Annotated in this window: 10 protein-coding genes; 5 read left to right on the forward strand and 5 right to left on the reverse strand. The window is 58.0% G+C overall.

What is annotated here, in order from left to right:
• Positions 1-9: 9 nt before the first annotated feature.
• Positions 10-705, forward strand: a complete 696-nt coding sequence (gene urtE, locus ABD735_RS02650; protein ID WP_344803780.1) for an urea ABC transporter ATP-binding subunit UrtE — start codon at positions 10-12, stop codon at positions 703-705.
• Positions 674-1,639: a RibD family protein gene (locus ABD735_RS02655; protein ID WP_344803006.1), complete on the forward strand. Its 966-nt coding sequence runs from the start codon at positions 674-676 to the stop codon at positions 1,637-1,639. The genes urtE and ABD735_RS02655 overlap by 32 nt, the downstream gene beginning before the upstream one ends.
• On the opposite strand, the gene ABD735_RS02660 is transcribed toward ABD735_RS02655, so the two are convergent.
• Genes ABD735_RS02660 through ABD735_RS02675 form a run of 4 tightly spaced genes read right to left on the reverse strand, consistent with a single transcriptional unit; the run spans position 1,636 to position 6,054 of the window.
• The gene (locus ABD735_RS02660; RefSeq protein WP_344803008.1) at positions 1,636-2,592 is read right to left on the reverse strand and encodes a lysylphosphatidylglycerol synthase transmembrane domain-containing protein; all 957 of its coding nucleotides are present in this window, start codon (positions 2,590-2,592) and stop codon (positions 1,636-1,638) included. The genes ABD735_RS02655 and ABD735_RS02660 overlap by 4 nt on opposite strands.
• Positions 2,592-4,583, reverse strand: coding sequence for a glycosyltransferase (locus ABD735_RS02665; protein WP_344803010.1), 1,992 nt, complete (start codon positions 4,581-4,583; stop codon positions 2,592-2,594). The genes ABD735_RS02660 and ABD735_RS02665 overlap by 1 nt, the downstream gene beginning before the upstream one ends.
• Positions 4,580-4,981, reverse strand: coding sequence for a 6-pyruvoyl trahydropterin synthase family protein (locus tag ABD735_RS02670; RefSeq protein WP_344803012.1), 402 nt, complete (start codon positions 4,979-4,981; stop codon positions 4,580-4,582). The genes ABD735_RS02665 and ABD735_RS02670 overlap by 4 nt, the downstream gene beginning before the upstream one ends.
• 32 nt (positions 4,982-5,013) lie before the next feature.
• Entirely contained in the window at positions 5,014-6,054 is a 1,041-nt protein-coding gene (locus tag ABD735_RS02675; protein WP_344803014.1) for a zinc-dependent alcohol dehydrogenase, read from the reverse strand.
• A gap of 227 nt (positions 6,055-6,281) precedes the next feature.
• On the opposite strand from ABD735_RS02675, the gene ABD735_RS02680 reads away from it, so the two are divergent.
• Complete coding sequence (locus tag ABD735_RS02680; RefSeq protein ID WP_344803016.1) at positions 6,282-6,995, forward strand: CDP-alcohol phosphatidyltransferase family protein; 714 nt, start codon at positions 6,282-6,284, stop codon at positions 6,993-6,995.
• On the opposite strand, the gene ABD735_RS02685 is transcribed toward ABD735_RS02680, so the two are convergent.
• Entirely contained in the window at positions 6,981-9,722 is a 2,742-nt protein-coding gene (locus tag ABD735_RS02685; protein ID WP_344803018.1) for an EAL domain-containing protein, read from the reverse strand. The two genes, ABD735_RS02680 and ABD735_RS02685, sit on opposite strands and share 15 nt — an antisense overlap.
• Positions 9,723-9,869: 147 nt before the next feature.
• Between ABD735_RS02685 and ABD735_RS02690 the strand changes: the two genes are divergently transcribed.
• Complete coding sequence (locus tag ABD735_RS02690) at positions 9,870-10,469, forward strand: YceI family protein (protein ID WP_344803020.1); 600 nt, start codon at positions 9,870-9,872, stop codon at positions 10,467-10,469.
• Positions 10,470-10,566: 97 nt separating this feature from the next.
• Positions 10,567-13,290 carry a hypothetical protein gene (locus ABD735_RS02695; protein WP_344803022.1) on the forward strand — a complete coding sequence of 908 codons (2,724 nt, stop codon included), beginning with the start codon at positions 10,567-10,569 and terminating at the stop codon, positions 13,288-13,290.
• The last annotated feature ends 40 nt before the right edge of the window (positions 13,291-13,330 follow it).

The raw sequence follows: 13,330 nt of genomic DNA on the forward strand, positions 1-13,330 counted from the left end.
GCCAGTAACCTGCTAGAGCTGCGCGGCGTCAATCAGAGCTATGGTCAGAGTCACACCCTGTGGGACATCGACCTCGATGTCCCGGAAGGGCAGTGCACCGTGGTGATGGGCCGCAACGGTGTCGGCAAGACGACGCTCATGGAGACCATCATGGGTATGCGCAACCTGGACAGCGGCAGCATTCAATTTGCTGGGGAAGATATTTCCCGCAAGGCCATCGAATACCGCGCGCCAGCTGGTATAGGACTGGTCCCACAGGGGCGACAGATCTTCCCGCTATTGAGCGTCGAGGAAAACCTGCAGATTGGTCTGTCGGCCAGAAAGGACAAGGCGCGCAGCATCCCCAGCTTCATCTACGAGTTGTTTCCGGTGTTGAAGGAAATGCTCGGGCGGCGTGGAGGTGACCTTTCGGGTGGGCAGCAACAGCAGCTCGCCATCGGACGGGCGCTGGTGATCGATCCCAAGCTGCTGATTCTGGACGAGCCCACGGAAGGTATTCAGCCAAACCTGGTGGCCGATATCGCCACGATCATCAGGCGACTGAATCAGGAATTCGGACTCACCGTCATTATCGTGGAGCAGAAGCTTCCTTTTGCGAGGAAGGTGGCCGACCGGTACGTGATTCTGGACAGAGGCCGGAAAGTCAGCGAGGGGGCCATGCCCGAACTGTCGGATGCCATTATTCAGCGCTACCTCACAGTCTGATCATGATTTCGTGCATTACGTGGTGAATCGAGCGGCTCATGGCAACGTATCAATCGGGCTGCCAGACGATCCGAGACGTAGAGACGCCATTATGGAACTCCGCACCACATCAACCCTGCGCGCCCATTGGCAGGGAAGTATTACCGCCTCCACGGCCTGGAAAATGATTCTGGATATTCGCCAGGGACGTGAGGTTGAGGCGCTGACTATTGCCGATGATGGCGGTTGGCAAAGCTATGCCAAGGTGACGGCCGAGGCGCGTCAGCTCTTCGACATCTATCTGCCGCTGGTGAGTCGTGCAGGCGATCAGCCCCTGGTGATTGCGCAGATGGGACAGACGCTCGATGGACGCATTGCCACCGTCGACGGCCGTAATGAGCTGATCAATGGACCGGCTGGCCTCATCCATCTGCATCGCCTCAGGGCGCTGGTGGATGCAGTCGTCATTGGTGCCAGCACCGCCATTGCCGATGATCCCCTGCTGACAGTCAGGCATGTGGAGGGGCCGAGTCCGGTGAGAGTGGTGATCGACCCGAGCGGTCGGGTTCCGGGCGGGCAACGACTTTTCAGGGATGGCTGTGCCAGAACGTTGCAGTTGTGCATCGATGCCGCCAGTTCCTGTTCCGGTAGCGCTGTGCCGGACCTGGCAGGCGCATCCTCAGGTTGTGGCGTGAGTGGGGTGCTGGCAACACTGCAGGCGCGTGGCCTGAAGCGGGTACTGATCGAGGGCGGGGGCACAACCGTTTCACGTTTTCTTGAAGCTGGTGTGCTTGATCGGATTCACGTCACCGTGGCGCCCATGATTCTTGGATCGGGAAAACCCTCTTTTTCGCTCAGCGAAATCAGTTCTATCGATGCTGCGGTCAGGGCGAGAACCCGGCGCTTCAGTCTGGAGCAGGATACCTTGTTCGACCTGGAATTTTGTCGACACTAGCTCATCCCGCGCCGACGTAATATGAACCAGAGGCCGGGCAGGCTGCAGCCCAGGTTCAGGAGCCCATAAGCCACGGCGATGGCGACGCCCGCCGACGGATCCTGTCCTCCAGCCAGCCACAGGCCGGCAGCGCTGACTTCTCTCACGCCCCAACCAGCCACGCTCAAGGGTAGGGACATCGATAGCAGCACCAGCAGTATCACACTGCTCAGCCACAACAGATCGCCGTCGAATCCGAAGGCCAGGGCCAGGGCGATATAACTCAGGACATAGCTGACAAGAACCGCTAGCGACAGCGCCAATTGCCTCACTGGCAGTCCGGGCCTGAGCCAGGCTCGCGCGAGGTCCGCGGTAAATGTCTGCAGGCCTGCGGATATTTTCGTCACGAACGCCAGGCGCGGCGCGGCGTTATATGCCGCAACAATTAACGTTATGAGTGCCAGCGCCGCCATTACACTCCACCAGCCTGTCGATGTCGCCGACGTCGATGCAGTCTCACCGGTAAACCCGACGAAGGGCGGCGCGAGGCACACAGCCGCTATCAGCACGAGCTGGCCGGCAAGTCGTTCGATGGCGACCGCACGCCAGGCTGAAAAACGCTGGTCAGGCGAACCGTGTCTGCCATGTTCGACGGCACGGGCTACGTCACCGAGCACGCCTCCCGGCAGCACCTGATTGAAAAATGTAGCCTTGTAGTAGGCTTTCAGCGCAGCGCCGTAGGGCAGGTTCAGATCGAGTTGAGCAGCAGTCAGCTGCCACCGGCGTGCCGACAGCAGATACTGCGGAAAGGTCGCGAAAATGGCGAGCACGATCCAGGCTGCAGCACTACCATTCTTCCTGTCGTTACCAAGGGCCACGAACTGTTGCTGAACCGCGTCCAGGTCCGAGAAGGCAATTACCGCCAGAAGCAGGCTCAGGGAAAACAGCAGTCTGAAGACCGGGCGGGTCGTCATCAAATCACCGCGGATACCGCCGCTGGACCCGGTATGGCAAGCAGATCGCAGTGCCCGAGCCTCAGACGCAGGGTACCGTTTCGAATCTGCACCATGCGCCGCTGGCACCAGGCATCTACCTTGATCAACTGCTCGCCGGTACGCGCCTCACGGCTGCTCGAAGCACTGAGATGAGCATGAGCAAGCTGTTCGCGAGCAGCGACGCGCCATCCGGTCAACAGGCTGGTCATCAGCTGACGGTCTGAAGCACCAGCAGCACTGTCCAGTTGCCAGTCGCTGGCATCTACGGTGACTTCGAACAGACGCTTGCGCGCCATTCTTGCGAACATTGCTGCGGCATCGGGGCCCGGGCCAGCACCCTGCCGTTGATGCATATTGAACAACTGTTGAACCAGATCGTCATCCTCATCAGCCGGGCACAGCGTACTGCTGCCATCGACGCTAAGCGCGAAGAACACAGCTGAGTTGTGCTGTCTCGCCAGCTCGAGGACCGTCGTCATCCAGGAGTCCGACACGAGATCGAGCAGGGCGGATCCAGTAAGCAGACTGGCGTCCCCGCCTGGTATGGCATCATGAATTGCAGCTGCAAATGATGGTAGGTCCTGAAAGTCTACTGCACGAGCCTCCGTAGCCGGGAGCTGCCTGAGCGCCTGTAACATGGCAGGATCGTGATCCATGGCAATGCGCTTCCCGATAAGGCTCTCGTCGTTCTGCGTGCGCAGGCAGGCATCGAGATGGCGCAGATTCGAGCCACTGCCAGCTCCGAGATCAATGACCGTTAACGCACTGCCAGCTGTTTGTAGCGTTTGACTCCACTGACGGAGAGCCTGCTCGGCCTGATTGTCGGAGCGCGCCTGATGATCAAAGGGTTCTCGCAGTGCCAGCCATGTCTCATCAAACAGGTCCAGGCGCCTGGCTTCGGGAACCATCACCTCCAGAGCCAGACACGTTTCAGCTGCCGCCTCCTCCCAGGTCCGTTGTGCCTGACTGATCGCCAGTGCGGCTGTTCGACAGGTCGATAGCAGAGCAGTGTCGTGAGCAAATCGCGCTATCGCCGCGGCCAGAGCCTCTATATCGCCAGGTGGAACTTGCAGGCCGGTCCCTTCACGGAAGGTGGCAGCCAGGGCGCCGCCTGTGGTGGTCAGCACTGGAACGCCTCGTACAGCAGCTTCATCGAGGACCATCCCGTAGCCTTCGTACCAGGAGGGTAACACCAGTACATCGGCTGTCTGCCAATGCCGTTCCAGAGCATCCTCTTCAAGCGGTCCGGACATTTCGACCTGACTATGCAGACCGAGCTCTGCCACCGTCTGGCGAATCTGAGTGACGAATTCGGGATCGCGGTCCAGCAGTCCTACCAGCGTGCAGTGAACATCCTGTGAAGACAGTCGGTGCAGCGCTCGCACTAGAATGTCCTGACCCTTGCGCGGCACCAGGCTGGCCACACACAGCAGCTTCAGGGGCTCAGCGCCTTGCCTGTGCTGCTTTTTCAACAGTGTTTTAGGACGCTCGACGCCAGGCTCAATCGCAACCACCGTCTGCTGTGGTTCGAACAGACATTTGATTCGTTCGCAGGTATGGCTGCTGGTCGTGATGATCAGGTCGACCTGTTGCAGGGCCGCAGCCTCGAGCGTTTGCAGACTGACCTGCTGTTTGTCGTCGAGTCCGGTTTCGTCACAAAGCGGATGATGGACCAGCGCGCTGAGCGAGTGGGTGTGCGAGGCAACCCGAGAGAACTGCTGAAGAAGCTCTGCATGATGCTGGTGGAGACGCGCCAGGGCCAGACCGTCGACGATGAGGTGGCAGGGGCCTGGCGTATCCGACTGCAGATCTCTGACCAGGGCGCGCAATTCATCCGGCTCTTCGAGATTCAAGACCTCAATGGCCTCAGCGTCGACACCGCTCCACTGAAGAGCCTTCAGCAGGGCGGCATCATAGCGATATCCACCTGTCAGCTGATTGACCGACCCTGGCACCACAAGTCGGATCAAGCCAGGTGTCCACTGTAGCTGGCCCAGGCAACGTGACTTTCCTTCAACTGGACGGTGAGCCGCTTGACAACTTTAGCCTGCTTGCCAAGCTGTCCGGCCTTCATCTGCGCGGCCACCTCATCAAATATGTGCTTGGCCAGGAACTCCGTAGTGGTGTTCTGGCCAGCGAATAGCGGCAGCTCATCAAGGTTCTGATAGTTGAGTGGCTGCAGGATCGCCTTGAGGGCTTCGCTGGCCAGGCCGATATCGATAACGAGATTGTCGCCGTCAAGTTGCTCGGACTCGAAGGTCAGATCGACCACAAAGGTGGCGCCGTGAAGATTCTGTGCTGGACCGAATATTTCGCCCCTGAAACTGTGGGCAATCATCATGTGATCTCGAACGGTAAGGGAATACAAGGTTCAACTCCTGTTTGTTGGTAAAGCCAGGGTCATGGATAGCGCACCACCTGACAAAATAATGGGGCAGGCCCTTTGTGCAGTGGACCGGAACCGCACACTGTGGCCATGGTATCTGGTAGCTCGTCAAAAGAGGCATCGGGACTCAGCAGTGCATCGAGGCGATCGTCGGCCAGGAGTTCAAGCGCGGTGGCAAGGCGCCGTCTGAAGCTCCATCTCGCGGCCTGGGCGGGAGGTATCGTTCCCACCTGGCTTGAGTGCAGCTGCAGGCGTAATGCGTGAAAGCGCCCGCCAAGTCCGATGCTCACCGCCTGGTCGCCGTACCAGCTCAGCTCAACGATTCGTGCGGCTTTCTCAGCCAGTGAAATGGCTGTGTGCAGACCCGCCTGCGTGGCGCTGGCGTGAAACACGAGATCGTATCCGCCTTCAGCAGGCGCCGACTGAACGCTGGCTGCGCCCAGTCGTTGCAGGACTTCTGCTTTCAATGAGTCGGTCTCCACCGCCAGCACACTGACGCCTGGTATCCGCGCGCAGAGGTAGACGATAAGCGCCCCGACAAGGCCACAACCTACAACGGCAATCCGGTCACCCGGCAGTGGCGCAGCGTCCCAGCAGGCGTTCAGGGCTGTTTCCATGTTGGCAGCGAGCACGGCGCGCCGCACTGGCACCGAATCCGGGACAAGCGACAGCGTCGCCGGATCGGCATAGAAGGCGGTCTGATGGGGGTAAAGGCCAAATACATGGTGGCCGCTGAGTCCGGCATGGTCTGCCGCAGGCGAAGGGGCCACGCGGCCGACGTTCGCATAGCCGTATTTCACTGGGAAAGTAAAATCGCCGCTCTGAAAGGGTGCACGCATCCTGGCATGTTCCGAAGTCGGCACGAGGCCATTGTACACCAGACGTTCGGTGCCACGACTGATGGCGGTATAGCAGGTGTTGACGAGCACCGGGGCCTCCGTCGTCTCGACATCCTCTGGTCTCACTGCGCCGCCCTCGATGGTCGCTGTTCGGGGAGCCGTTATCCAGAGGGCTCGTGCGGGCACGATGTGGTCAGGGGCGGCAGTCGCAGTCATGTCAGCATGTTGTCCTTGATACTGGCGCCTGGAATGTTCAGGCGAAGGGCGGGTCATCCGGTGTATGGTTGCGAGAGTATTTACGTAAGTAAAGCCGAGCCCGGCTTACCCGGACCATTTATCGAAGAGAGCGTACTCCCATTTCGACATATAATGAACGCCTACTGTCAAGCCAGAGCGCCCGGCGGTTTCCCGAGCCAGCCGTCGGACTATTGCTGCTGGTCACCATGGCGGCCGGGCTGGCACCGCAGGTCACGCCCGGCTATCCGGAGAAGTTGTGGTATATCGGGCTCTGTATCGCGCTGTATGGAATAGCGGGCATAATTCTGCACTTCACCTGGAACAGGTCTCAGGCTTCGGGGTCTCGGCCCTTTGGCTGGGCCAACAGAGTCACCTTGTTCAGAACGCTCATTACCGTAGCACTGGCTGGAATGGTGCCCTTCGTGACTGAGCGAATGCTGCCTGGCGAGGGTGGGGCTATGCTCTGGCCTTACACGATGATTGGGATTGCCACCGTTTGTCTCCTGCTTGATGGAGTGGACGGCTTCATTGCCCGCAAGGCTCAGGCAACGTCTGACTTCGGCGCTCGCTTCGATATGGAAGTCGATGCCGCCTTTATTCTGGTGCTCTGTATATTGCTCTGGCGCACTGGTGTCGCGCCCGCATGGGTGCTGATCATAGGTCTCATGCGTTATGGCTTCGTCGCAGCGGCGGTGCCGCTGCCCGCCCTCAAAGCGCCTTTGCCACCGAGTCTGCGGCGCAAGACCATCTGTGTGGTGCAGGTGGTGAGCCTCGTTATCTGCCTACACCCCATGCTTGAAGCTGAAACTGCAAAGGCGATCCTGCTCACGGCGCTGCTCTTGCTCACAGGCTCTTTTGCGAAGGATGTATGGGATCTGTTGCGGGGACAGCCGCCGGTGCAGGGGTCAGTTGACCACTGAGGGATCTGCCGGCTTGTGATGAAAGTGGCCTCTGCTTGATGTCAACAGTGTCGACAGTTCTGCCAGCGGTATCGGACGACTCATGTAATAGCCCTGCAGCACATCGCAGCCCATTCCAGCCAGCAGTTCGAAAGCGGTCTTGGTTTCGACGCCTTCGGCAACGATCTTCAGGTCGAGGGCATGGGCCATGCGAATGGTCGTGTCGACGATCACCCGATCATCGTTGGAACCATCGAGCTCCATGACGAAGGACCGGTCGAGCTTGATCTCCTGCACCGGCAAACGCTTGATATAGGACAGTGATGAATACCCGGTGCCAAAATCATCGATCGACAGGCTGACGCCCATGGCATGCAGCTCATCGAGCACTTCACAGGCCCGCTCGGGATCGATCATCATGGCGCTCTCCGTTACCTCGAGGATAAGGGCACTTGCCGGCATATCATGGATGGCGAGGGCATTGGCCAATCGCGCTGCGAAGTCGCGCTCACGCAGATTTACCGCGGAAATATTCACGGCAACCTTGAGGTCGAATCCCTGGGCCTGCAGCACTGCCAGGCTCTGCAGGGCGGTTTTCAGTACCCAGTCTGTCAGCCAGTGGATAATGCCTGTCTGCTCGGCCACTGGAATGAATTCATCCGGTCCAATGTAGCCGTGTTGTGGATGATGCCAGCGCAGCAGGGCTTCGATGGAGTCGATCTTCGAGGAGCTGGCAGTGATCTTTGGCTGAAAGGCGAGCGTGAGCGTGTTGTCCGCAATCGCCTTGCGCAGGTCGCCAGCCAAACTCAAGCGGCGCTCATTGTATGGGTTGATCTGTTCGCTGAAGAGCGTGAGCGAATGATTCATGCGGCTCGATGCATCGACAGCAATCTGGGCTTTCTGCAACAGTGGCTCTACCCGGTCAGCGTGGACTGGACAAACTGCAATGCCGGCCACGGCGCCAAGCTCGACGACTAGCTCGCCAGTTTCGAAAGGTTCAGCAAATTCCGCCACCAGCTGCTCGAGCTCGGCCAACGATCGGGTCACAAAGGCATTGCTGCCACTCAGCAGGGCTTCCTCGGTAAACTCATCGTCCGAACTCGCAAATCGGCTTGGCGGCTGAATCAGAATTGCGAAGGTCGCACCCTCGACAGAGCAGATAAAATTGGCAGCATCCTGCCCCGGACGCTCCACTGCATCGAGATTTTCAAGTTTTACAGCGCCCGTCAGCCTGGAGACCCGGGCGTCGAGACGTTCGCACAGCGCCAATAGCATCTGATCGGCCTTTGCGTGACCGAGGGTCTTGTTGACTTCGTGAAAGCGTGAAAAGTGCAGCAGACAGATCATCAGCTGCGAGTCGGCGATGATATTTCGCTGAAACCAGGATTCCAGAAAGGCCCGATTCGGGATCTGTAAACGATGATGGTAGAGGGCCTGACGATACAGGCTGGACTCCGCTGCCCGTCGATGCTGGGTTTCCGTCAGTAGCGCTTTTTGCGACTTGTAGCGTCGGCGCCGCTCCTGATTGAGGCGATCGGCGAGTGCGAACGAGAGCAGTATCGCTTCAAGCGCCGAGCCTATGGGCGGGCTGTTCTCGGTCAGGAAAGTGCGCGGAATGATATTGAAGCGCGTGAGCATGAATACGAATATGGCCACCATCACACCAGCCCAGGCGAGGGTGTAGAAGCGCGCCAGCGTGTTTCCTCGAGCCCAAAGGTAGGGGCCGACGACAAGGCAGCTTACGGATGTGACCAGGATCAGGGCAATGGCTGCCAGTATGGTGACCTTGTAGCTGATGAAGAAGCCGGCGACAAGGATTGCACCACTCGCTATGGATGCGAGCAGAAACAGCCTGTCGAAACGCGGCGCGTTGACTTTCAGGCGCAGAAAGCTTCGGGCAAAGAGGCATGAAAATAGAGGTAAGGCTGGGACGGCGACCCTGAGCAGGGTGTCCTGCAGGCCTGTCGCACCCGGTGCGACGAATCCGGCCCAGAGTCCTGTCAGGCAGACCTGGGCCAGAAGCGAGCTGAAGACGAACATGACATAGTAGAAATAGACCCGCTCACGCAAAGAGGCGAGCAGGAAAAGGTTATATAGCACCATGGCGAGCATTACGCCTGCGTACATGGTGTGCTGCACGATATCGCGCTGAGCGTCTGAATAGAATACGGTCGGCGGCGAAAGCCATACCGGTGCCTGCAGGGAGCTGTCAGAGCGAATTCTGAAATATATCCAGGTCGCTGCGCCGCCTTCGAGGGTGATCGGGAAGACGTAGTGTCTGCTGTCGATAGAACGGGTGGTAAATGGCCGCTGATCGCCAGTCCGTACCTCTTCGACAATGTGGCCAGTGGGGTCCACCCGGAAGAAGTCCACTTCATTGAGAATGGGATGTTCGATACTGATAAACCGGGTGACGGGAGAGCCCCGGCTATTCACCAGTCTCAGTCTTAACCACAGCGTCTTCGCCTCGAAGCCGAAATTGAGTATTTCGTCTCCAGCCTCCTGCCAGTCCGGATGGGTCTCTACGAGATCGGCCGGACTCATCGCCGAGCCGGCGTCGAGACTGTAGCTCAGTGCCGGGTTCAGCAGGGTCTTGTCCTGGTTGAGGGCAACATCCAGAGGCGGGCTCTGGGGCGTCGCGGCCTGCGTCATCGCTGAAGCCATCATGACAGCAGCCACAACCCAACTCAGGCAGAGTTCACGCACGAGTCGATGTCGCCGTGCTGTACCCGGTGCGCGATGATTCACAAGACTTGCCAGATGGAAGGTCAAATTCGTTTATAAGCCCGTAGTACAAGGTAACCCTCTAAGTAAAGTTGCTACATTGAGCCTTGTCGACTTTTGCATGAGGATCGCGAATCGAGTTCAGAAGCCCTGATCTGATGGAGAATGAGCATGAGAAACCTGACGTCCCCCCTGAAACTTCTATCCGCAGCCGTTCTGGTGGTCGGACTGATCCGTCCCGCGCTGGCAGAACCCCGGACCTATGAGATTGATCCTGAGCATTTTTCCATCGGTTTCATGATTGGCCACGTTGGCTACGAGAAGATGCTCGGCATGTTCCTGGAAGGTAAGGGCAGCTTTGTATATGACGAGTCTGCGAAGTCGCTGAAGAGCGGCACGGTCACCATCCAGAGCGATAGCCTGTTTACCAATCATGAAAAGCGCGATGAACACGTCAAGAGTGATGACTTCCTCAATGTCGATGACTACGACACCATCACCTTCAAGGCCAAAGAATTGAAAACCGATGACGGTAAAACCGGCACACTGGGCGGGGACCTGACGATGCTCGGCCAGACTCATCCGGTAGAGCTCGACGTCACTCTGAACAAGGCGGCCGAATACCCGTTTGGCCATGAAGAATATACCCTGGGCGTGTCGGCCAGAACCACCATTCAGCGCAGTAAATGGGGCATGGAATACGGTGTGGAAAATAATCTGGTAGGCGATGATGTCGATATCATTCTCGAGTTCGAAGCCATACGCCAGTAAATGGCCTCTCTGAGACGCGGTGCATAGACAGCATCGCTGGGGCGTGTATTCTAGGGCCAATTCCAGATTGCCCATATTATAATGAGAGTGCGCGCCCTTGATTACGACCTCCACACTTTCCCGCGCCGGTATCCTGACCGGACTGTTTGCCTCGTTGCTGATGGCCTCCACAGCGGCTTTCGCTGTCGACACTGATGGCGACGGTATCGATGACGACGTTGAAACCGCGCTCGGCATGTTCCCTAACCGTACCGATTCCGATTCCGATACCATCCCGGATTCGATTGAGATCGGCTCAGTTTCACAGCCTTTCGACACAGATGGCGACGGCGTCATCGACGCCTTGGACGATGACAGCGACAACGATGGCATATCGGACAGAGAAGAAGGCTCTGGTGACGTCGATGGCGATGGAATCCTGAACTTCCGAGATCTGGATAGTGATGGCGACGGTGTCAGCGATACTGCCGAAGGCACTGGCGACGCAGATTTGGATGGCGTGCCAGATTTTCTCGACCGATCCTCTGACGAGGATGGTGACGGGATTCCCGATGTCTTCGAGGGTACTGAAGAGTCGGATGATGATCCACTGGTCGACGCCCTCGATACCGATTCAGATGGCGATGGTATTCCGGACAGCGTGGAAGCCGGTCTCAGCGCCGAGCAACTGGCGACGGATTCTGACGGCGATGGCCTCATTGACGTGTTCGACGCCGATAATAGTAATGTACTCGACGCCGATGGCGACGGTGTCATAGACGCCTACAACTTCCCTGACGCCGATGGCGATGGGATCCCCGACTACAGGGAAAAGGACAGCGATAACGATGGAATCCCTGACCGCATAGAGTTTGGCTTTGCCGATCTGGATAGCGATGGCGATGGTCTTGATGATGCGATCGATGTCGATGTGACGGGCGGAACCGACCTGGACGGTGACGGCGTAGATGACGCTGCTTCTGGTCTGGACAGTGATGGCGACGGTCTGCCCGATTATCGGGATCTCGATTCGGATAACGATGGTATTGCCGATCTTATCGAAGTCTTCCAGAGCTTTGAGGCGCTCGCCGACGCCAACAAGAACGGTATTCAGGATCTTTTCGATGCAGGTGTCTCGATGGGGCTGATCCGTGTGGATGCCAATGACGACGACATTGACGACACGAACCGTCTACCGGATACCGATGGTGATGGCTTGCCTGACTTCCGGGATCTGGATTCCGATAATGATGGTGTTTTTGATGTCGTCGAAGGCGGCAGTCAGGACGTCAACCAGGATGCAGTCATCGATAGCGAGGTCGTACTTGTGACAGCGCCACCAGACAGTGATAACGCCGTGGATTTCGACAGTACTGGCGCGCTCGTCGGGCCAGATTACCGTGATGTCGACAGCAATGGCGATGGTGTATACGACATTGCCGGAACGCCGTTCGCGAGCTTTGACGCCAATGGCGACGGTCGGATCGATCTCACGGTCGACGCTGATCGAGATGGTATTGATGACAGCGTGGATCGAGGGCTGGGCGAATTTGGTCATGGTGGCGATGCCGATGGCGATGGCCTCTTTAACGATGAAGACGCCGACGACGATAACGACGGCCTGCCGGATATTTTCGAAGGCAATGTGGATACCGATGGTGATGGCATCGTGGACCGGCTCGACAGGGATAGCGACAACGATGGCCTCGAAGACTCCCGAGAGGCGAACCTGCTACCGCCTCTGAATGCCGATATCAATAGTAATGGACTCGATGATGCCTACGATATCGAAGTCAACGGCAGCAGTGATACGGACGACAACGGACTGGATGATAATATTCCGCTAGTCGATACCGATGGCGATGGTGTCGAGGACCGCCTGGATACCGATAGTGACGGTGACACGATCACTGACCTGATCGAGCAAAGTGGTCTGGTGCTGTTCGGGCGGGATGTAGATCGCGATGGCATCGACGATGCGACGGATGTTGATCAAACAAGAGGTGTGGACGAGAACATGAATGGAATCGACGATCGGTATGATCGCGTCATCGACACTGATGGCGATGGCCTCGAGAACTACAGGGATCGGGATAGCGACAATGACGGGCTTGAAGATGGCCAGGAAAATGTCGACTTCAACCAGGACGGTATTCCTGACCGATTGCAGGTGACCCCGAAAATACAGACCGCTGTAGGCGGCACCGGCTCGATTGGTGCTTTGCCGCTCTTGTCTATGTTCGGCTTCGGCTTGTTGGTGTTCGCCCTGGGAGCGGGGCGCGCGCAGGCTGCCCAACCAGGCTGTTTCAATGAACAGGGCGACGGTTCCGAAGAACCGATGTTTCAGCTGTCGGCCGCCTGTACCTACCTGGGAGCATCCATGGGAATGTCTACCCTGGAGCCGGAAACGAAGGGCACTGGTTTTCGCCTCATCGAGGACGGTGACCTCGCCTGGAAAGTCTTCGGTGGGGTGCAGTTTCATCGGAACTTCTTTGCTGAAGTTCTGTACAGCGTGCTTGGCGACGCAGAGGTAAGGTCCATCAACCCGAATGCCGGGTCAGCGGCAATCAGCTACGCAGCGCCGGCTGTCATGGCAGGATTCCTGCTCAATGGGAACCGAAAGAGTTGGGATCTGTTTGCAAAGGTCGGGGTGTCTACGTTGATGACCGATTCTGACAGCAGCCGGATCGCTGTCGAGGAAGATAGCAGCCTGCAGCTGGCCTGGGCAGGCGGATTGCTATACCACATCACGCCAGGGTTGAGCGTGCGTGGCGAATTCGAACAGTTCAGTGAGGATGCCTCCAGCATGACACTCGGCATCTCTCAGGCTCTGAAATTCTAGCCCTGCCACCGGAGCAGGACTAAATCAGGCGCTGATTAGA

This window comes from Allohahella marinimesophila (assembly GCF_039538005.1).
GTDB classification, from domain to species: domain Bacteria; phylum Pseudomonadota; class Gammaproteobacteria; order Pseudomonadales; family Oleiphilaceae; genus Allohahella; species Allohahella marinimesophila.